At 67.5% G+C, this 20,004-nt stretch carries 21 protein-coding genes and 1 tRNA gene; 10 read left to right on the top strand and 12 right to left on the bottom strand.

The features are described from left to right. Positions 1 to 103: 103 nt before the first annotated feature. Complete coding sequence (gene ispD, locus H3H55_RS10690) at positions 104 to 814, top strand: 2-C-methyl-D-erythritol 4-phosphate cytidylyltransferase (RefSeq protein ID WP_129512364.1); 711 nt, start codon at positions 104 to 106, stop codon at positions 812 to 814. Between the two features lie 28 nt (positions 815 to 842). Then, positions 843 to 1,328 (top strand): 2-C-methyl-D-erythritol 2,4-cyclodiphosphate synthase, encoded by a 486-nt coding sequence (gene ispF / locus H3H55_RS10685; protein WP_129512363.1) that lies wholly within the window; start codon positions 843 to 845, stop codon positions 1,326 to 1,328. A 125-nt stretch (positions 1,329 to 1,453) separates the two neighbouring features. Here ispF and H3H55_RS10680 read toward each other — a convergent pair whose 3' ends face one another. The 4 genes from H3H55_RS10680 to ompR form a co-directional block, all read right to left on the bottom strand. Continuing rightward, complete coding sequence (locus tag H3H55_RS10680; protein ID WP_048248515.1) at positions 1,454 to 1,981, bottom strand: carboxymuconolactone decarboxylase family protein; 528 nt, start codon at positions 1,979 to 1,981, stop codon at positions 1,454 to 1,456. A 76-nt stretch (positions 1,982 to 2,057) separates the two neighbouring features. Beyond that, positions 2,058 to 2,606, bottom strand: a complete 549-nt coding sequence (locus tag H3H55_RS10675) for a peroxiredoxin (protein WP_193098573.1) — start codon at positions 2,604 to 2,606, stop codon at positions 2,058 to 2,060. Positions 2,607 to 2,795: 189 nt separating this feature from the next. Then, a complete protein-coding gene (locus tag H3H55_RS10670) occupies positions 2,796 to 4,157 on the bottom strand; it encodes an ATP-binding protein (protein ID WP_193098572.1) in 1,362 nt (453 codons plus the stop codon). A gap of 39 nt (positions 4,158 to 4,196) precedes the next feature. After that, a complete protein-coding gene (ompR, locus tag H3H55_RS10665; RefSeq protein WP_006478565.1) occupies positions 4,197 to 4,931 on the bottom strand; it encodes a two-component system response regulator OmpR in 735 nt (244 codons plus the stop codon). Between the two features lie 258 nt (positions 4,932 to 5,189). Between ompR and H3H55_RS10660 the strand changes: the two genes are divergently transcribed. The 3 genes from H3H55_RS10660 to H3H55_RS10650 all read left to right on the top strand — a co-directional run bounded on the left by H3H55_RS10660 (position 5,190) and on the right by H3H55_RS10650 (position 8,384). Beyond that, a complete protein-coding gene (locus H3H55_RS10660; RefSeq protein WP_193098571.1) occupies positions 5,190 to 5,468 on the top strand; it encodes a hypothetical protein in 279 nt (92 codons plus the stop codon). A gap of 134 nt (positions 5,469 to 5,602) precedes the next feature. After that, on the top strand, positions 5,603 to 7,102 hold the full coding sequence (locus H3H55_RS10655; protein ID WP_193098570.1) for a DUF1800 domain-containing protein: 1,500 nt from the start codon (positions 5,603 to 5,605) through the stop codon (positions 7,100 to 7,102). 67 nt (positions 7,103 to 7,169) lie between these two features. Further along, positions 7,170 to 8,384, top strand: a complete 1,215-nt coding sequence (locus H3H55_RS10650; protein WP_193098569.1) for a DUF1501 domain-containing protein — start codon at positions 7,170 to 7,172, stop codon at positions 8,382 to 8,384. Positions 8,385 to 8,394: 10 nt separating this feature from the next. Here H3H55_RS10650 and hpnD read toward each other — a convergent pair whose 3' ends face one another. Next, entirely contained in the window at positions 8,395 to 9,228 is an 834-nt protein-coding gene (hpnD, locus tag H3H55_RS10645) for a presqualene diphosphate synthase HpnD (protein ID WP_193098568.1), read from the bottom strand. Positions 9,229 to 9,466: 238 nt separating this feature from the next. Between hpnD and H3H55_RS10640 the strand changes: the two genes are divergently transcribed. Next, a tRNA-Leu gene (locus H3H55_RS10640) sits at positions 9,467 to 9,553 on the top strand. A gap of 193 nt (positions 9,554 to 9,746) precedes the next feature. Next, the gene (locus H3H55_RS10635; RefSeq protein ID WP_193098567.1) at positions 9,747 to 10,040 is read left to right on the top strand and encodes a hypothetical protein; all 294 of its coding nucleotides are present in this window, start codon (positions 9,747 to 9,749) and stop codon (positions 10,038 to 10,040) included. 104 nt (positions 10,041 to 10,144) lie between these two features. Here H3H55_RS10635 and H3H55_RS10630 read toward each other — a convergent pair whose 3' ends face one another. The 5 genes from H3H55_RS10630 to H3H55_RS37660 all read right to left on the bottom strand — a co-directional run bounded on the left by H3H55_RS10630 (position 10,145) and on the right by H3H55_RS37660 (position 14,059). Next, positions 10,145 to 10,375 carry a hypothetical protein gene (locus H3H55_RS10630; protein ID WP_048248508.1) on the bottom strand — a complete coding sequence of 77 codons (231 nt, stop codon included), beginning with the start codon at positions 10,373 to 10,375 and terminating at the stop codon, positions 10,145 to 10,147. A gap of 111 nt (positions 10,376 to 10,486) precedes the next feature. After that, positions 10,487 to 11,596, bottom strand: coding sequence for a class II histone deacetylase (locus tag H3H55_RS10625; RefSeq protein ID WP_193098566.1), 1,110 nt, complete (start codon positions 11,594 to 11,596; stop codon positions 10,487 to 10,489). Between the two features lie 16 nt (positions 11,597 to 11,612). Further along, positions 11,613 to 12,821 (bottom strand): MFS transporter, encoded by a 1,209-nt coding sequence (locus tag H3H55_RS10620; protein WP_193098565.1) that lies wholly within the window; start codon positions 12,819 to 12,821, stop codon positions 11,613 to 11,615. Between the two features lie 21 nt (positions 12,822 to 12,842). Continuing rightward, complete coding sequence (locus H3H55_RS10615; protein WP_193098564.1) at positions 12,843 to 13,889, bottom strand: porin; 1,047 nt, start codon at positions 13,887 to 13,889, stop codon at positions 12,843 to 12,845. Continuing rightward, positions 13,886 to 14,059, bottom strand: a complete 174-nt coding sequence (locus H3H55_RS37660; protein WP_319022265.1) for a hypothetical protein — start codon at positions 14,057 to 14,059, stop codon at positions 13,886 to 13,888. The genes H3H55_RS10615 and H3H55_RS37660 overlap by 4 nt, the downstream gene beginning before the upstream one ends. Positions 14,060 to 14,191: 132 nt before the next feature. On the opposite strand from H3H55_RS37660, the gene H3H55_RS10605 reads away from it, so the two are divergent. Continuing rightward, positions 14,192 to 15,337 carry a helix-turn-helix transcriptional regulator gene (locus tag H3H55_RS10605; RefSeq protein ID WP_129512352.1) on the top strand — a complete coding sequence of 382 codons (1,146 nt, stop codon included), beginning with the start codon at positions 14,192 to 14,194 and terminating at the stop codon, positions 15,335 to 15,337. A gap of 100 nt (positions 15,338 to 15,437) precedes the next feature. After that, the gene (locus tag H3H55_RS10600) at positions 15,438 to 16,436 is read left to right on the top strand and encodes a 2-dehydropantoate 2-reductase (RefSeq protein WP_193098562.1); all 999 of its coding nucleotides are present in this window, start codon (positions 15,438 to 15,440) and stop codon (positions 16,434 to 16,436) included. 188 nt (positions 16,437 to 16,624) lie between these two features. On the opposite strand, the gene H3H55_RS10595 is transcribed toward H3H55_RS10600, so the two are convergent. Further along, a complete protein-coding gene (locus H3H55_RS10595; protein ID WP_129512350.1) occupies positions 16,625 to 17,074 on the bottom strand; it encodes a MarR family winged helix-turn-helix transcriptional regulator in 450 nt (149 codons plus the stop codon). A gap of 62 nt (positions 17,075 to 17,136) precedes the next feature. Then, positions 17,137 to 18,282, bottom strand: coding sequence for a glycerate kinase (locus H3H55_RS10590; RefSeq protein WP_193098561.1), 1,146 nt, complete (start codon positions 18,280 to 18,282; stop codon positions 17,137 to 17,139). Between the two features lie 375 nt (positions 18,283 to 18,657). Here H3H55_RS10590 and tig point away from each other — a divergent pair, with 375 nt between their 5' ends. Then, positions 18,658 to 20,004, top strand: a complete 1,347-nt coding sequence (gene tig, locus H3H55_RS10585; RefSeq protein WP_129512348.1) for a trigger factor — start codon at positions 18,658 to 18,660, stop codon at positions 20,002 to 20,004.

Raw genomic sequence — 20,004 nt, 5'->3', positions numbered from 1 at the left:
CGGCAGGGGTGGCGTGCACGGTCGCAGCGCGGTGCGCCGGTCGAGACGAAAGACCTATTATAAAATCCGCTTCTCGATTTCATCTTTCCGGCGTTTTCCTTTCGTGACTCCCCGACTTTTCGCCCTGATTCCCTGTGCCGGCACGGGCAGCCGTTCCGGTTCGGCCGTGCCGAAGCAATACCGCACGGTGGCCGGCCGCGCGCTCCTGCATTACACGCTCGCCGCGTTCGACGCGTGCAGCGAATTCGCGCAGACGCTCGTCGTCCTCGCGCCCGACGATTCCCATTTCGACGCGCGCCGCTTCGCGGGCCTGCGCTTCGCGGTGCGCCGCTGCGGCGGCGGCTCGCGGCAGGCGTCGGTGCTGAACGGGCTGCTCGAACTGGGCGAATTCGGTGCGACCGATCACGACTGGGTGCTCGTGCACGACGCCGCGCGCCCGGGCATCACGCCGGAGCTGATCCGCACGCTCGTCGCGACGCTGAAGGACGATCCGGTCGGCGGCATCGTCGCGCTGCCGGTGGCCGATACGCTCAAGCGCGTGCCGGCCGGCGGCGACGCGATCGCGCGCACCGAGTCGCGCGACGCGCTGTGGCAGGCGCAGACGCCGCAGATGTTCCGCATCGGCATGCTGCGCGAGGCGATCCTGCGCGCGCAGCGCGAAGGGCACGACCTGACCGACGAAGCGAGCGCGATCGAATGGGCCGGCCATACGCCGCGCGTCGTGCAGGGCAGCCTGCGCAACTTCAAGGTCACGTACCCGGAAGATTTCGCGCTCGCGGAAGCGATCCTCGCGCGCCCCGCGAACGCTTCTTGACTTTTACCCCATCTCAATCGGAACACGCATGGATTTCAGAATCGGACAAGGCTACGACGTGCACCAGCTCGTCCCGGGGCGCCCCCTCATCATCGGCGGCGTGACGATTCCGTACGAGCGCGGCCTGCTCGGCCACTCGGACGCGGACGTGCTGCTGCACGCGATCACCGACGCGCTGTTCGGCGCGGCCGCACTCGGCGACATCGGCCGCCATTTCTCCGATACGGACGCGGCGTTCAAGGGCGCGGACAGCCGCGTGCTGCTGCGCGAGTGCGCCGCACGGGTCAAGGCGGCCGGCTTCACGATCCAGAACGTCGACAGCACCGTGATCGCGCAGGCACCGAAGCTCGCGCCGCACATCGACGGCATGCGCGCGAACATCGCGGCCGATCTCGGGCTGCCGCTCGATCGCGTGAACGTGAAGGCGAAGACCAACGAGAAGCTCGGTTATCTCGGTCGCGGCGACGGGATCGAGGCGCAGGCCGCCGCGTTGCTCGTGAAGCAGGGCGGCTGACGCCCGGCCGTCGCGGTGCGCGGTTCGCTCCGCGCGCCGGGGTGCGGAAATGAAAAATGCCACGCTGAAGCGTGGCATTTTCGTTTGCAGCGGCGGCCGCGCGGCGCAACCGCTCATGCGGCGATTCACTCGCCTTCGGCGGCGATCACCTGCGCGGCGGCGTTGATCACCGACGCGATGCGGCCGACGTCGCGCAGCTGCGTGACGGTCATCCCTTGCTCGTTCTTCAGCAGCGCATAGTGCGACTTCACGCAGAAGTGGCACTTGCCGACGATCGACGCGGCGAGCGCGTACATCTCGAACTTGCGCTTGTCGACGCCACCGTGCGTCGCATACGCGCCCATCCGCAGCTCGGCGCGCTGCGTCTTCAGGTCGGCGTCGTCGGCCATCTCGACATACGGATACCAGGTGTTGTTCATCCCCATCAGCGCGGCCGCCGTCAGCACGGCGTTCGTCTCTTCGGGCGACAGCACGCCGGCCTCGCGGATCGTCTTCACGAGCACGCTGCTCTTCGCCGCGATCGCCGCTGCCAGCGCGACGCCGACCGCGTCCGTGCCTTCGAGCGACGAGCGCGAGATCGTGCCGTCGAGGTTCAGGCGAATGTCCTTCGCGTAGTCGGGAATACGCGCCTTAATCGAATCGATGAATTCCATTGATATCTCCTATGGGTTGGCCGTTAAAAAAGCCCGCAGGCAGGACGTGCGCCGCGGGCTTCGTGCATCGATGCGCTTACAGCGTTGCGCCGCCGACTGCACGGTTGCACGGGCACAGTTCGTCCGTTTGCAGGCCGTCCAGAATACGCAGGACTTCTGCCGGGCTACGGCCGACGTTCAGGTTGTTCACCGAAACGTGCTGGATCGTGTTGTCCGGATCGATGATGAACGTTGCACGCAGGGCCACGCCGGCTTCCTTGTCGCGCACGCCGAGCTGGTCGATCAGCTCGCCCTTGACGTCGCCGAACGCGTAGTGGTTCAGCTTGTCCAGGTCCTTGTGCTCACGGCGCCATGCGAGCTTGACGAATTCGTTGTCCGAGCTGCCGCCGAGCAGGACGGCGTCGCGCTCTTCGAACTGCTTCGTGAGCTTCGCGAACTCGACGATTTCCGTCGGGCACACGAACGTGAAATCCTTCGGATAGAAGTAGATGATCTTCCACTTGCCCGGGAACGACGCTTCGGTGACGGTCTCGAACGCCGACTGGCCGTTTTCCTCGTGATGATTGAAGCCCGGCTTCGCGGCTACGACGGTGAAAGCTTCGAGTTTATCGCCCACGGTTTTCATGCGGATACTCCTGTATGAGTTGGGAAGAAGACTGAGTCAAGCTACCTCGGTGCTGCAACGCTGATGTGACAGCATGGGGATAACTCTAACACTATTAATAAAACACTTCAATAGATTTTGGCTAACGATCTTCATAGTTTTTTTCAACTGGATCGATAGTGTGAAGTGAGAACGGCGTGGGCGAGCGCGTCACGCGGTCGCACGCGCCTTGCCGGCGCCGGGGAATTCGACCGTGACTTCGAGGCCCGCTTCGGGGTTGCGGTTGCGCAGGCGCAGCGCGCCGCGATAGCGGCCGACGAGCCGCAGCACGATCGCCATCCCGAGGCCCGTGCCGTCCGCCTTGGTGCGCGCGGTGTCGACGCGATAGAACGGTCGCATCACGAGCGGCAGCTGATCCTCGGGGATGCCGGGGCCTTCGTCGCTCACCGACAGCTCGACGCGCGCGTGCGACACGCGCGTCTCGAGCGTGATGCGCGAGATGCCGTCCTGCTTGCTCTGGCCGTACTTGCGTGCGTTCTCGACGAGGTTGCCGATCACGCGGCGCATGTCGGTCTCGTCGGCTTCGATGATCGCGCTCGGCGCAAGCCGCGTGCGGATCTCGACGCCGTCCTCGCCCGACACGCGTGCGGCCACTTCCTGCGCGATCGACGACAGGTCGACGGGCTCGGGCCTGCGCTGCGACGGGCGTGCATAGTCGATGAAGGCCGCGATGATGCGGTCCATCTGCTCGATGTCGTCGACCATCGCGTCCTTGGTTGCCTGGTCGGACGGGCTCATCTCGGTTTCGAGGCGCAGCCGCGCGAGCGGCGTGCGCAGGTCGTGCGAGATGCCCGCGAGCATCAGCGCGCGGTCGGCCTCGAGCTGTTCGAGGTCGCGGACCATCTGGTTGAAGCTGCGGTTGGTGTCGGCCGCGACGCCCATCCCGCGCTCGGGCAGCAGCTCGGGCGTCTGGCCCGAGCCGATCTGGCGCGCGGCGAGCGCCAGCCGCGAGAACGGCCGGTTCACGAGGCTCGTGATGAACGCGGAGCCGAACAGCGACAGCGCGAGCGCGAACAGCCCCCAGCCGGCCCACTGCAGGCCCGTGACGTTGTCGAGCTGGTCGCGGTCGAGCGCGACCCAGTAATCGTCGTCGTCGATCTTGAAGCTGATCCACACGCCGGGAATGTCGTTGACCGACTGCGCGATCACGGTGTCGTCGCCGAGGCGGCTGCGGATGTCGTGTTCGATCAGGCGGTTCAGCGATTCGTCGGGCTGCAGCTTGAACTTGTCGGTTTTCTCGCGCGGGTAAACGCGCACGCCCTCGTTGCTCTCGAGATCCTGCAGCAGCGCGCGCCGCAGATCGGGATCGGAATAGAGCAGGGCGGTGCGCGTGAGCTTCACGATCGCGACGAGCTGCAGCGCGACGCGCTGCGCGCGCGGCTCGCGCTCGATGACGCGAAAGCTCTGGAACCACGCGGCGAGACTGACCGAGATCAGCAGCGCGATCAGCAGGAAGGTGCGCCAGAACAGCCCGCCGAACGCGAGCTGCAGGAGGCGCCGGTCAATACGCATGGGACGGGCCGTGGGGGGCGAAACCGGAAAAGAAAAAGATCAGGCGGCGCCGTCCGGGATGAACACGTAGCCGAGGCCCCAGACGGTCTGGATGAAACGCGGGCTGCCCGGATCCGGTTCGATCAGCTTGCGCAGGCGCGAAATCTGCACGTCGAGGCTGCGGTCGAACACTTCGTATTCACGGCCGCGCGCGAGCTCCATCAGCTTCTCGCGCGACAGCGGCTGGCGCGGATGGCGTGCGAACACCTTCAGCACCGAGAATTCGCCAGTCGTCAGCGGAATTTCCTGGCCGGACTTCGTCAGCGTGCGCGTCGCGAGGTTCAGCGAGAACTCGCCGAACTCGAATACCTCGGTGGTTTCCGACGGCGCGCCCGGCAGTTCGGCCGGCGCCTGGCGGCGCAGCACCGCATGAATGCGCGCGACGAGTTCGCGCGGGTTGAACGGCTTCGGCAGGTAATCGTCGGCGCCCATCTCGAGGCCGACGATGCGATCGACATCCTCGCCCTTCGCGGTGAGCATGATGATCGGCGTACGGTCATTGCTGCCGCGCAGGCGGCGGCAGATCGACAGGCCGTCTTCGCCGGGGAGCATCAGGTCGAGCACGAGCAGGTCGAAACGCTCGCGTACCCAGAGCTTGTTCATCGCGGTCGCGTTTTCCGCGACATATACGTTGAAACCCTGCTCGCCGAGATAGCGGCGCAGCAGATCGCGCAGGCGCGGGTCGTCGTCGACGACGAGAATCTTGGAGGGGTTTTTCGTTTCCATGATCGGCATCTTATCGCGAATGGGAATTGACGCACGGCCACGTATTTTCGTGCGTTACAGTCAGTTACAAAATTTACCCGTAGTGTCGCGCAGAGTAAAGGCAGGCTATAGAGATTCCTTTACTCGAAGCTGAAATTCGGTAGATACTCCCCAGCACTCCATCTTTCATCTTTGCACACCCGATTTCCGCAGGGTTTTTCAAGTACCAGAGGTAGCCGGTTGCCGCGTGACGAAGGGAACAAATCGACCAAAGAAGCGAGGACGGTCATGCGATCTGTCCGGATTGCACTGATGCTGACGATCGCGCTCGCCGGTCCGTATGCGTCGAACTTCGCGTATGCGCAACGTCCCGAGCAGGGCGTCCCGTCGCGCAAGCCGCCGCGCGGCAAGGCGCCGCAGCCCGATCGTCCCGCCGAGATGACGGTCCGTTCCGCCGTGCCTCCCGATCTCGAACAGCGCCGCCGTGACGGGCACATGACGCCCGAAGAACGCCACCTCTTGCGCCAGCACATCGAAGACGCCGTTCGCGAGTTGTACAAGCGCTGACACGCGCCGTTTTTCTCATTGCGCGGAAAATCCCGCGCGGAAAAAATTCGTAGCAATTTTTCCGTCAACTTTCGCCTGTCGAATGCCGTTGTATCGGCATCCGCACCGCCGGTGCGTTCCGGGAGTCCATGACGATGAAAGCGAACGCTGCCGTACCGGCGCCGTCGCCCGCTATGCAGTCGCCGCTCGACGCCGACGATGCATTGTTTTTCCTGAGTCGCACCGGTTTTTCTCCCGCGCCCGCCGATGTCGCGCGCGTCGTCGGCATGACGCGCGCGCAGGTCGTTGCCGACACGCTCGGCAACGTTCGCCGCGAACCCGTCACGACCTGGCCGGACTGGATCGGCACGTTGCCGCCGACGCGCGCGCAGCGCCAGGCGCTGACGCCCGACATGCGGCGCGACGAACAGAACGAGCGCAATCGCCGCTACGATGCGTTGCGCGCGGCCTGGGTCAACGAGATGGTCGTCACGCCGTCGCCGCTGACCGAGCGCATGACGCTGTTCTGGCACGGGCACTTCACGTCGGGGCAGGACAAGGTGCCTTACCCGCAGACGATGGCCGCGCAGAACGCGCTGTTTCGCAGCGAGGCGCTCGGCAACTTCGGCACGCTGCTGCACGCGGTCGCGAAGGATCCGGCGATGCTGCAGTATCTCGACGGCGCGAGCAACCGGAAGGGGCGCCCGAACGAGAACTTCGCACGCGAGGTGATGGAGCTGTTCACGCTCGGCGAAGGACACTACACGCAATACGACGTGACCGAAGCCGCGCGCGCGATGACGGGCTGGACGGTCGATCCCGATACGCTGCGCTTTCAGGTGCGGCCGGATCTGCACGACGCGGGCATCAAGACGATTCTCGGCGAAACGGGGCCGTTCGACGGCGACGCCTTTCTCGACATCCTGTTGAAGCGGCCGGGCACCGCGCGCTTCATCGTCGGCAAGCTGTGGCGCGAGTTCGTGTCCGATACGCCCGACGCAAGCGCGCTCGATGCGGTGGCCGACCGGTTTCGCGCGAGCGGCTACGACATTCGCGCGGCGCTCGCCGCGCTGTGGTCGACCGACGCGTTCTGGGATCCGCGCAACCGCGGCGTGCTCGTCAAGTCGCCGGCCGAGTTCGTCGTCGGGTCGGTGCGGCTGTTCGACGTCGCCTACGGCGATCCGCAGATGCTCGCGAACACCGTGCGCACGCTCGGTCAGAACCTGTTCTATCCGCCGAACGTGAAGGGCTGGCCCGGTGGCGCGTTATGGATCAACAGCACCACGCTGCTCGCGCGCAAGCAGTTCGTCGAGCAACTGTTCCGCGCGACGGAGACGGCCGGCATGCGGCCGCCCGCTCCCGCAATGGCGCCGCCGCCGAATGCCCGTGCGCACGCGATGCCGGTGGCCGACACCGCATCCGCCGCCGGCATGCGCGGGCCGGCCAAGCCCGCGCGCGCCGGCCTGCGCTTCGATCTCGAGCGCTGGCTTGCGCAATATCGCGCGCGGCCGCAGGCGATCGCGGGATTGTCGACCGAGCTGCAGTTGCAGCACGCGGTGCTGCAACTTTCGCCGGTCGCGGCGATCGACACGGATTCGACCGGCAGTGCGTATCTCGAAGCGCTGCTGATGGATCCGGCCTATCAACTGAAATGATGCAAACGACGACGAATCGGGGAGCCGGTGCGGCAAAGGTGCCGGGCGGCGAACCAAAGGATGCGCGATGAACCGACGTGATTTTCTGACGCTGACGGGCGCGGCGGCCGCGGCCGGCGTGTCGATGTGGCAGTCGCCCGCGCTGGCGGCCGCATCGACGGGACGGCAACCGGCGGCCGGGTATGCGAACGTGCTGATCCTCGTCGAGCTGAAGGGCGGCAACGACGGCCTCAACACGGTGGTGCCGTATGCGGACCCGCTGTATTACCAGTTCCGGCGCAGCATCGGCATCAAGCGCGAGCAGGTGCTGCAGATCGACACACACACGGGGCTGCACCCGTCGCTCGCGCCGCTGATGCCGCTGTGGCGCGACGGACAGGTCGCGGTCGTGCAGGGCGTCGGTTATCCGCAGCCGAACCTGTCGCATTTCCGCTCGATCGAAATCTGGGATACCGCGTCGCGATCGGACCAGTATCTGCACGAAGGCTGGCTCACGCGCACGTTCGCGCAGACGCCCGTGCCGCCCGGTTTCGCGGCGGACGGTGTCGTGCTCGGCAGCGCCGAGATGGGGCCGCTCGCGAATGGCGCGCGCGCGATCGCGCTCGTCAATCCCGCGCAGTTCATCCGTGCGGCGCGGCTCGCCGAGCCGTCGTCGCTGCGCGAGCAGAACCCGGCGCTCGCGCACATCATCGACGTCGAGAACGACATCGTGAAGGCGGCCGACCGGTTGCGTCCGCGCGGCGGGATGCGTGAATTCAAGACGGCATTTCCGGCCGGCGCGTTCGGCACGTCGGTCAAGACCGCGATGCAGGTGCTGGCCGCGTGCGAAGCGTCCGGGCCAGGCGCGCAGGATGGTGTCGCGGTGCTGCGCCTGACGCTCAACGGCTTCGACACGCACCAGAACCAGCCGGGGCAGCAGGCCGCGCTGCTCAAGCAGTTCGCGGAAGGGATGAGCGCGATGCGCGGCGCGCTGATCGAGCTCGGGCGCTGGAACCAGACGCTCGTGATGACGTATGCGGAATTCGGGCGGCGCGTGCGCGAGAACCAGAGCAACGGCACCGATCACGGCACGGCCGCGCCGCATTTCGTGATGGGGGGCCGTGTGGCCGGCGGGCTGTATGGCGCGCCGCCGGCGCTCGGGCGGCTCGACGGCAACGGCAACCTGCCGGTCGCGGTCGATTTCCGCCAGCTCTACGCGACCGTGCTGGGTCCGTGGTGGGGGCTCGACGCGACGCGCGTGCTGCAGCAGCGCTTCGACACGCTGCCGTTGCTGAAGGCGTGATGCGCCGGGTTCAGCGCCGGCGCGCGGCGCGCCACGCGATCCACAGCTTGCGGATCGGCGTCAGCGCGATGCGCTGGTGCAGCACCTGGTAGCCGCCGCGTTCGATTTCGTCGAGCAGCGCGCCGGCCAGGGCGATCTGCGCGCGCAGCGTGCGCTGCGCGCGGCGTTCGGATGAAGGGATCGCCGCTTCAGCGGCGGCAAGCGCCTCGCGCGCGCGGGCCGTCTGGAATTGCAACAATTCGGTGAAGGCCGGGCTGTAGCGGCGGTTCAGCAGGTCGGCCGCGGTCACGTTGTAGCGCTGCAGTTCGTCGATCGGCAGGTAGATGCGGCCGTGGCGCGCGTCGTTGCCGAGTTCCTGCACGAATTGCGCGAGCATCAGCGCGTGGCCGGCGTCCGCGGCCCACGGTTGCGGGTCGGCCGGGTTCGCGGCGCCTGCGCGCGCGACCAGCGATGCGAAGGTGCCGCCGGCCTGTGCGATGTAGCGCTGCAGGTTAGCGAAATCGAGGTAGCGCGCCTGTTCGAGGTCCATCCCGTAACCGTTGACGAGCGTGCGCAGCGCGTCGGCCTCGGCGGCGATCGCCGGATGATGCTGCGCGAGCGCCTTCGTGACGGGGTGCGACGGTTCTCCGGCGGCCAGCGCCGCGAGTTCCTTGTGCCACCACGCGAGCTTCGTGTGACCGACGGTCGGGTCGCTGGTTTCCTTGACGGTTTCCTCGAGTTCGCGACGCAGTGCGAACAGCGCCGTCAGGCGCGGCTGCGCGGCGAGCGGCGCCTGACGCAACGCGTAATAGACGCTGGAGCCCGCGGGGGCGGCCTTTTGCTGACAGTAGTCGTCGAAGTTCACGGGCGGAATCGTGTGGGGGCGGGTTCGGGGGACGCGCGACGGCACGGTGCCGAAACGTCGAGCGCGGCATTCTAGCACCGCCGCACGACGGGTGCCGGCGGGGCGAGACAAGGCCGCCCGGATCGGGTAGAATCTCGCGCTCGCCTGATCGGGCGTGCCGGTTTTCGGGCCGGCGTGACGTCCCGGGCGCGTGGAGAACGCATCTTGCGTGCCGCGCGGTCAGGCGACAGAAAAATACGCGTGAGTGGCGAAATTGGTAGACGCACCAGGTTTAGGTCCTGACGCCCGCAAGGGTGTGCCGGTTCGAGTCCGGCCTCACGCACCAGAAGTCGAACACGTACCCGCCAGGATGCGTGTTCCGGAAACAGCGCTGCCGGTCGGCTGACCGCAGCGCTTTTTCTTTTGATGCCGGCGCTTTCTCTGGAATGCGGGCACTAACGAGCGCTCACGGAACGTCGGCCGCGTGTAATATCGTGATCACTTTTCATATAAGAAGCACATTACGCTGAGGGCCACCGATGAAGAACACTGCACGCCTGCCGATTTCCATTTTCGCGCTGATGCTGGCCGCGCCGGCATTTGCCTCTACGCCCGCCGACAACGTCGCATGGAGCGCCAAACCCGTGCAGACGGTTGCAGCATCGTCGGCGTGTTCCGCTTACTCGGGGCGCGTGATGTCGAGCGGTGAGCCGTTCTCGACGGAAAGCGTGCTGAAAGCGCTCGGCACGTCGCTGGCCGGCGCCGCGTTGGGCGCTGTTGCTGGCGGATATCAGGGCGCAGCCCCCAATCCGTGCCCGCGCCCCGGCCTGTGACCGGTTCGCAAGCGAACCGCAGGGATCGCCGCTTCATCTGAAACAAGCTCGACAACAAGCGCCGCGCATCACCCGACCGCGGCGCTTTGTCGTTTCAGGCGCGCCTACTCCCAGAAGCTCCGGATCGCGACCGCCACGATCACCGGCACCGAGAACACCAGCGGGATCGCGAAATACTGCGCTTCGCGATCGACGACCCAGCTATAGATCACCCACGCCGCGCCGATCGCGAACGTGATGAGGCCGACCGTCACGGCGGCAATGTTCAGGACCAGCTTCGAAGGCTGGCGGCGCGTCTTGGCATTGTCGTTGTTATCGCGCGGGGACGATTTCATCGGAAGAGTGCGGCTTCGGGCCGGAACAGGGGTAAACGCACAGGAAACCCCATCCGCACGGATCGCGCAAGGGCCGGCGCATGCCGGCCCCGTCATGCGGGTTCCCGCGCGTTACAACCCGAACGACGCGGCCAGTTCGTCGAGCAGTTCGCGCTGGAATGCGACGAACCGCTCGCCCGGCTGCTGTGCGATCGCGAGATCGAGCATCGGATCGGCGACGTCGGTGCGAATGCCGGCCAGCGCCTCGACGATCGCGAGCCCGCAGAACGGCACGTACGCTTCCGAATACCCGCCTTCATGAACGATCACGAGCCGCCCGCCGCAATGGCGCTGCGCGGCATCCTTCACAGCGTGCGTCATGAACCGGTAGCTGTCGGTATGCAGTTGCATGCGCGCAAGCGGATCGACCGCGCTCGCGTCGAGGCCGCTCGCGACGACGATCAGCTCGGGCCGGAAACGCTCCAGCGCCGGCAGCACGATCCGCTCGAACGCGTAGAGATACGCGTCGTCGCCGCTGCCCGCGAGCAGCGGCACGTTCAGGTTCGCGCCGACACCCGCGCCCTCGCCGCGATCGTCCGCGCCGCTGTAGCCGGGCGGGAAGCAGCGGTCCTGGTGCAGCGAAATCGTCAGTGTGTCCGGATCGTCGTAGTAGATCGACTGCGTGCCGTTGCCGTGATGCACGTCCCAGTCGATCACCGCGACGCGCTCGATGCCGTGTTTCGCGCGGGCGGCCTCGATCGCGATCGGGATGTTCGCCAGCAGGCAGAAGCCCATCGGCCGGTCGCGCAGGCAGTGATGGCCGGGCGGCCGCGACAGCGAGAACGCATTGGCCGCGTGCTCGGCGACGACCGTGTCGACGGCCGCGATCGCGAGGCCGGCCGACAGCGCGGCGATCTCGTAGCTGCCTTTGCCGAACGGCGCGAGATCGCCGAGGTCGCCGCCGTTCGCGTCGCTGAGTGCGCGGAACGCGTCGAGATAACGCGCGGGATGAATGCGCAGCAGGTCGGCGGTCGACGCCGGCGCGGCGCCGCGCAGGTCGAGCTGTGCGGCCAGCCCCGAGGCCTGCACGAGCGACAGGAAGCGACGCTTCGAATCGGGGGATTCCGCGTAACCCGCGCTCGATGGCGGCTGGACCCAGCCGCCGACCGGGAAGAACAGCGCGTGCGTGCCGCCGGTATGCCAGAAAGTGCGTTCGTCGGTGAAGAAGGCAGTGCGGTTCATGGACGTTTGTGACCTGTCACGGTTGGGAGGAAACGGAAGCGCGTGCGCGGCGATCGAGATGGCGCAGCGCGGCGAACGAGACGATCGCGACGGCTGTCGCGGCCGAGAACAGCGCACGCATCGTGCCGCCGGCATCGAGCATCAACCCGGCAAGCAGCGGGCCGGCCGCGAGGCCGGCGCCGATCACGAAATTGAGCGTCGCGACGAGGCGGCCGGACGTGTCGATCCGCGCGACGGTCGCGAGGATGAACGGCAGCACGAACGTCCACGCGAACTTGAACGCGAAGATCGCCGCGCTGTAGCCGCCAGCGTGCCGCATCGCGGCGAGCGCAATGAGAGACGCCGCGAGCAGCGCGTAACCGGCGGCCAGCATCGCGCGTCGCGCGAGCCGGCCACCTGCGCACGACGCGAGCGCCGCGCCGGCGATCCCCATCACGCTCGCGATCGCGAGCACGTTGCCGGTCGACTGCGGGTCGAGTCCGGCTTCCGTTGCAGCGCGGCTCGCGAAGGTCCACACGCTGCCGATCGCGAGATAGAACGTCAGCACCGCGCCGATCGCGAGCGCAATGAAATGCCGCGGTGTATGCGTCGTGTCGCCGCGCGCGGTTTGTGCGGTTGCCGTCCGCGCGCCGAGCGACGATGGAAAACCGCGCGACAGCGGCGCCGCGAGCAGCGCGAGCGCGGCGAGTGCGACATACAGCGCGCGCAGCCCGAACGCGGCGAACACATGCGGCAGCAAGAACAGGCCGATCGCGCCCGCGATCAACTGGCCGACGACCCACAGGCCGTATACGCGGTCGCTGTTCTCGCTGGTTGCCGCGCTCGTCATGCAGAGCACCATCAGCGAGCCGCCGCCGAGCGCGGTGACGGCGCGCAGCGCGAGCAGCACGGCGAAGTCCGGCATCCACAGCGCGGTCAGCAGGTTGCCCGCGCCGAACAGCGCGATGGCGAACGCGGCGACGCGACGCGCGCCGACACGGCCGAGCCACAGGTACGACGGCACGGTCGCGAGGCTGAACGCACCGAGTTCGACGAAGAAGTAGGTGCCGATCTGCGACGCGGACAGCCCGAGCTGCGTCGCGAGCTGGCCGGCGACGGCCGGCGCCACGAGCAGCAGTAGCGGCGTGATGGCCGCGAACACGACGAGCGCGACGAGCGTCGAACGCGCGAAGGTCGACGCGCGGCCGTCGGGTGAAAGTGCGGCATCCGGGGACAGGGTTTTCATGGCGGGTTCTCGTGTGGGGAATCAGAACAGGTGGTACATGCCGACCATCGCGCCGAACTGCGACGCGCCGGCGAGCGGCGTCGGGTCGTATTCGTAGACGGTCTGCGAGCTCTGGCCGCTGTTGCGCGCGTAACCGAGGTTCACGTATGCGACGGTGCGTTTCGACAGCGCGTACGTGGTGCTCGCGATGAAGAGCGTCGGATGGCCGATCGCCGGCGTGCGCGAGTCGGTGTGGTACACGCCTGCGTTCAGGCCGATCCCGTTCGACGTCAGGTAACGCGCACCGCCCCAGACGATCGTGCGCGCCGCATCGAGGTCGCCCGTCAGGCGTTCGACGCCGGCATAGACGGTGAGCGGCAAGGTGGCGAATGCGTAGCGCGCGGCGAGCGTGCCGAGTTCGCGCCGTCGCGCCGACGTGTCGTCGGCCCCCGACACGTCGCCGTGCGCCTGATGCAGCACCGCGCTGACCGACAGGCCGTTGCTCGTGTACTGGCCGCCGAGTTCGAGCACGCGTCCGGCGCGCGTATTGCCGGCGACGCCGGACGTTGCGGCAAGCGCCTCGACGTCGAAGCCGGCGAACGTCGGCGACTGGTACTTGACCGAGTGGTCGATGAAGTTCGCGTTCATCGGCACGATCACGCCCTGGCCGCTGTACGACGCATACCAGAGCGGGTCGTAGAACAACGTCTTGTCGAACAGCACGCTGAACTGCCGGCCGAGCGTGACGGTGCCGACCGGCCCCGCGATGCCGACGTACGCGCCGCGGAAGAACGCGTAGCCGGGCGCGGTCGCGGTGCCGTCGTTGAGGTTGAGGCCCTGTTCGAGCTTGAACAGCGCACGCCAGCCGCCGCCGAGATCCTCGTTGCCCTTCAGCCCGATCTGCGAAGGCAGGATGCCGTAGTTCTGCAACTGCACGGCCGCGTGGCGCCCGTCGGCGTGCGTCAGGTATTGCACGCCGGCGTCGAGCGCGCCGTACAGCGTGAGGGTCGACTGCGCGTGCGCGGCGGCGCTGCACGCGGCGAGCGTCGCGGCGGCCGCGGCCGTGCGGATGAAGCGGGGTTTCGTCACGTCGGGTTCTCCATACCGTCCTGCATCGGTTTGTCGTTGGTGTTGTCGCGACGCAGTGTCCGCAGCGGGAAAACCTTCGAACAGTCGTACAGATGAACGGTGCGGAAAACCCGCGGTGCGCGGCATGGACGCAGCGCGATGCCGCGACGCGGCGTGCTGCGCAGCAGCAACGTGTCGCGCACCGTTCAAATGGATGGGGTTGATGCCCGTTCCGGCACCGTGGCCCGCCAAAAAAGCCGCTCGCTATAATCGGCCGGTGTCGTTGCGCACATCAGCAGCCCGATCGGGCAGGGGAGCGGAAGGTGAGGATCACGACGGATATCGGGCAGGATCTCGATGCGCTGCGCGACGTGCCGGCCGCCATCGTGCTCGACGAATTCGCGTGGCCGCCGCGGCCGTCCCGCCGTGCCGATTTCGACGGCGTCACGCGGGGCGACGCGTCGCAGCGCGAACTCGGGCTGATGCTGCTCGACCTGTACGCGGTAGCCGCGCAGTCCGGCATCGGCGAATTCGAATACCGCTTCTTTTCGCTGCTGCAAGCGCTCGTTCCGTTCGATGCCGCATGGACCGGCGTCGCGACGCATGCGCCGACCGGCCCGGTGATGCACAACAGCTTCCTGTTCCGCCTGCCGCACGCGTTCTTCAGCGACTGGAAGCGCGTGCGCGATTGCGACCCGCTTGCGCACCGTACGTTGCACGGCGCGCACGGTCGCGCGGTGCGGCTGTCGGTCGTCGAGCCGGGGCTCGATGCGCGGTTTCGCGACTGGTGCGTGAAGTACGGGCTCGCGCAACTGATGTGCGTGTGCACGCTCGATCGCCGCTTCGGCCTGACGACGTTCATGTCGATCTACCGCCAGGGCCTGAATCGCCCGTTCAGCGACGACGATGCTCGCCGTTTCGAGGAAGTGATTCCGCATCTGGCGGCCGCGCTCACGATCAATCGCGCCGCGCAGCTCACGCGCGAACGTGGCGATACGGTTGCGCCGGCGGCGCGCGCGCTGTGCGACAACTTCGGCGTGCTGCATCATGCCGATCACGGTTTCGACGACGTGCTGCGCACCGAATGGCCGGCATGGGTCGGCGCGCGCGTGCCGGAGCCCCTCGTCGCACACCTGCGGCGCCAGTCGGGCCAGCCGTTCGTCGGCGAGGCATTGCGCATCCAGTGCGTGCCCGTCGCGGGGCTGTTCCAGATCGAGGCGCGGCCGCGCTCGCTGCTCGACCGGTTGAGCCCGCGCGAACTCGCGGCGATCCGCTATTACGGCGCCGGGCGTTCGCACAAGGAAGTCGCGCAGCAGATGGCGATTTCGCCGACGACCGTGCGCCACTACCTGCGCTGCGCGTACCGCAAGCTCGGCATGCACGACAAGAGCCAGATCGCGGGTGTGCTCGGCGCGACGGGCGGCGCGGCCGACGACGAGCCGGTGGCAGCCGGCGGCGAGCCACGCTGAAGCGGGTGAGGGCGAGCGCATCGCACGCCGTCATGCGAATGGTTGTGCCCGCAACCATTGAGCGTTATCCTCGTCAGCTCCCAGGAGACGGAATTCCATCATGAACGACACGAATTCAGGGTCGGTGCGCGCGACGGTGGTCGGTGTGGGCGCGATCGGCGGATTGCTCGCGGCCGCGCTGTCGCGGGCCGGCATGACCGTGAGCGCGTATGCGCGCGGCGCAACGCTCGATGCGCTGAACACGCACGGCGTGCGCGTAGTCGACGAGGCGGGCGTTGTTTCGTCGGTTCCGGTGCATGCGAGTGACGATGCGGCCGCGCTCGGCGTGCAGGACTACGTGGTGATCGCGCTGAAGGCGCAGGCGCTGCCGGCACTGGCCGCGCGCATTGCGCCGCTGGTCGGGCCGCACACCGTGATCGTCGCCGCGATGAACGGGCTGCCGTGGTGGTTTACGCACGGGCTCGAAGGGCCGATCGACGGCGTGCCGCTCGACGCGGTCGATCCGGCCGGCGCCGTGTCGGCGGCGTTGCCGCCCGCGCAGGCGATCGGCTGCGTCGTGCACCTGTCGTCGAGCACCGACGCGCCGGGCGTCGTGCGCCGCGGTCGCGGCAACCGGCTGATCGTCGGTGCCCCCGATGCACGACTCGACGCCGCCACCGCGCGGTTTGCCGCCGCGCTTGCGGCGGGTGGTTTCGACGTCGAATCGACGCCCGCGATCCGGACCGAGATCTGGACGAAGCTGTGGGGCAACATGAACATGAATCCGTTGAGCGCGCTGACGGGGTCGACGGCCGAGCAGTTGCTCGACGATCCGTTCACGCAGGATCTCGCGTTGCGGATGATGGAAGAGGCCACCGCGATCGGCGCGAAGCTCGGTTTGTCGACGGGGATGAGCGGGCCCGAGCGGATCGCGGTCACGCGCAAGCTGGGTGCGTTCAAGACTTCGATGCTGCAGGATTTCGAAGCGGGGCGTTCGCTCGAGATCGGGCCGATCCTCGGGGTGTTTCCGGAGCTCGGGCGCAAGCTCGACGTGCCGACCCCGTATTGCGACGCGGTGCTCGGGCTGGTGCGCCAGCGTGCGGAAAACAGCGGCCTGTAGCGCGTGCGAGGCCGCCGCATGCGCGGCCTCGGCCCGGCGGCGAACCGCGAACCTTTCGATGCTGCCGCACGATGCAAAGCGGGCCGCCCGCGCCGCTGGTGATGCGACCCGGGTGGCCCGTCGAATTCATCTGATCAATACCGCCGACAGGGTTCGGCCGCGTGCCGGCGCCGAACCCGCAACGCGGCTCAGTCGTCCCGCTCGGTCGCGTGCGCGACGACCTTGTCGAGCAGCCGTTCGAACGTCTGGCGTTCGCTGTCGGACAGGCATGCGAGCAAGCCGTCGTTCCACTTGCGCACGATCGGCATGATCTTGCGATGCAGCGCGCGGCCGTCGGCGGTCAGCGCGATCAGCACGATCCGGCCATCCTCGTCGCTCGCGCTGCGCTCGAGCAGCCCCTGGCGCAGCAGCGCTTCGGCCGCGCGGCTCGCCTGGCTCTTGTCGAGATTGGTGTGGCGCGCGAGATCCATGATCGAAAACGGACCGAAGGCGCCGACGGCGGCGATCACGCGCGCCTCGGGCAGCGAGATGTCGAGCTTGTGCCGATACACCTCGCCGATCCCGCGGTCGGATCGCTTCGTGAGCGCGTGGAGGCGATAGGTCAGAAACTGATCGAGCCCGGCTTGACGGCCTTTCATGTCGAATCCTGAAGAAAAAGGGCGGGCCCGATTGTTCCTGTATCGCGCGCTCGGGTCAACGGTCAGTGTGCGCCGTATTTCAGGCGCGTCAATTGCTCCGCTTCGTTCGCGAGCAGGTTCGCCGCGTCGCGGATCGCGACGTCGAGCGTGATCGGCCCGGGAGCCGGCGAGAAGCAGCCGGAAAAATGTTCGGACAGGCGCGGCAGCGCGGCCGGGTCGACCGCGCCCGACAACAGCGACGCCGGCACGCCGGCGGCCTGCGCATGCCGGCACGCGATGAACGGCGCCTTGCCGTGCAGCGTCTGCACGTCGGAGCGGCCTTCGCCGGTGATCAGCCAGTCGGCGCCGGCAAGCGCCGCGTCGAGCCCGACCTGCCGCGCGACCACTTCGGCGCCGGCTTCGAACTGCGCGCCGAGCATGTGCAGCGCGAACCCGAGGCCGCCCGCGGCGCCGGCGCCCGGCAGATCGCGGCCGCGCCGGTCGAGCGCGGCCTCGAGCAGGTCGGCGAAGCGGCCGAGTGCGGCGTCGAGCGTCGCCACCTGTTCGGGCGTCACGCCCTTTTGCGGGCCGAACACGGCGGTTGCGCCGTGCGCGCCCGTCAGCGGGTTGTCGACGTCGGACATGCCGATGAATTCCGTTTCCTTCAGGCGCGGGTCGAGCCCCGATGCGTCGATGCGCGCGATGTCGGCGAGCCGCGACGGCACGGGCTCGACCGGCTGGCCGCCGGCGTCGAAGCACCGCAGGCCGAGGCCCGCGAGCAGCCCGGCGCCCGCGTCGTTGGTGCTGCTGCCGCCGAGCGCGACGAAGAAGCGGCGCACGCCGTCGTCGAGCAGCGTGCGGATCGCCTCGCCCATCCCGCGCGTGCTGCGCGCATCCACCGGCACGCTCATGCCGACCGGGTCCGTAATGCCGACGATCTCGGCCGTCTCGACGATCGCGGTGCGCGCGTCGATCACGCCGACCGCCGCGTCGCGTGCCGCGAGCGACGCGCCGGCCACCCGCAGCGCGCGCCGCGTGCCGCCGCCTGCCAGCATCGCGTCGAGCGTGCCTTCGCCGCCGTCGGCCATCGGGCAGCAGCGCACGACCGCATCGGGGCGGGCGCGGCGGATGCCGGTGGCGATCGCATCCGCGACCTGCTCGGCGGAAAGCGAGCCTTTGAACGAATCGGGCGCGATGACGACGACAGGCGCGGACGGGTGTTGCGGCATGGTGTCTCCGGAAGGCGTGATTGGTGTGAAGAATAATGGGGGCGCGACGGCGCCTCACCCTCAATCGGAGCTTACAGGATGGCGGGCCCGTGGTGGATACGGCGTTCGGCATAGCGGCGATCCGCGCGCATTGCCGTGCAACGGGTTGCCGACACGGCGGGGACGCATGCGCGTCGCGCCGATCTGGCGGTGTGAGGAAAATTGTTTGCTAGAATAGTCGATTCTTCCGGCCAAAGCCGTGCTCCGAGCCGCTTGCGCTAGCCATTCGGCACGTGCAGGGATGGCGTGGCGCTCCGGCGCGGCGTATGCAATGCCGCAGGCAGGCACGGCAAGGAAAACCCGATTCGCTCGAATAATTTTAGGACGATTGAAGCCATGGCTAACGTTGTTGAGAACCTCGGCAAGCTTGAACGCCGCGTGACGATTTCCCTGCCGAAAGACACCGTGCAGAAGGAAATCGACACCCGTATCCAGAAACTCGCGAAGACCGTGCGCATGCCGGGTTTCCGCCCGGGCAAGGTGCCGCTGAAGATGGTCGCGCAACAGTACGCGGGTCAGGTCGAGGCGGAAGTGCTGAGCGACAAGATCGGCCAGGAATTCTTCACGATCAGCCGCGCGGAAAACCTGCGCGTCGCCGGCCAGCCGAGCTTCGAGCCGAAGCAAGAGCAGGCTGAAGATGCGTACGCGTTCGACGCGACGTTCGAGGTCTACCCGGAAGTGAAGATCGGCGATCTGGCGACGGCTGAAGTCGAGCGCTCGACGACGTCGATCGGCGACGCCGAAATCGACCGTACGCTGGACATCCTGCGCAAGCAGCGCGTGCACTTCCACGCACGCGGCGAAGCCGGCGACCACGGCGACGGCGGTGCGGACACCGCAGCCAAGAACGGCGACCGCGTGACGGTCGACTTCGTCGGCAAGATCGACGACGTCGCGTTCCAGGGCGGCACCGCTGAAGATTTCCCGTTCGTGCTCGGCGAAGGCCGCATGCTGCCGGAATTCGAAACCGCGGCGCTGGGCCTGAAGGCCGGCGAAGCGCGCACGTTCGACCTGAAGTTCCCGGACGACTACCACGGCGCTGACGTGGCAGGCAAGACCGCGCAATTCACGGTCACGATGAAGAAGATCGAGTGGCCGCACCTGCCGGAAATCGACGGCGAATTCGCGAAGTCGCTCGGCATCGAAGACGGCGACCTCACGAAGATGCGCGGCGAGATCAAGGAAAACCTCGAGCGCGAAGCGAAGCGCCGCACGCAATCCATCGTCAAGAACCAGGTGATGGACGCGCTGCTGAAGATCTCCGAACTCGACGTGCCGAAGGCGCTGATCGAGCAGGACCAGCAACGCCTCGTCGAAATGGCTCGCCAGGATCTGGCGCAGCGCGGCGTGCCGAACGCGAAGGACGCACCGATCCCGGCCGAGATGTTCGCCGAGCAGGCCGAGCGCCGCGTGAAGCTGGGCCTCGTGCTGGCCGAGCTCGTGAAGTCGAACAACCTCGAAGCGAAGCCGGAACAGATCCGCGCGGAAGTCGACGAGTTCGCCAAGAGCTACGAAGACCCGAAGGAAGTGGTCCGCTGGTATTATTCCAACCAGCAGCGCCTCGCCGAGATGGAAGCGTTCGTCGTTGAAAGCAACGTCGTCGATTTCGTGCTGGGCAAGGCGAAGGTGACGGACAAGGAAGTGAGCTTCGAGGCACTCGCGAGCGCATCGGCGCAAGCGTAA

Source organism: Burkholderia sp. Z1 (assembly GCF_014893795.1).
GTDB lineage: Bacteria > Pseudomonadota > Gammaproteobacteria > Burkholderiales > Burkholderiaceae > Burkholderia > Burkholderia theae.
Note: the sequence above shows the minus strand (reverse complement) of the source record. Positions and strands in the feature narration are given on the sequence as shown.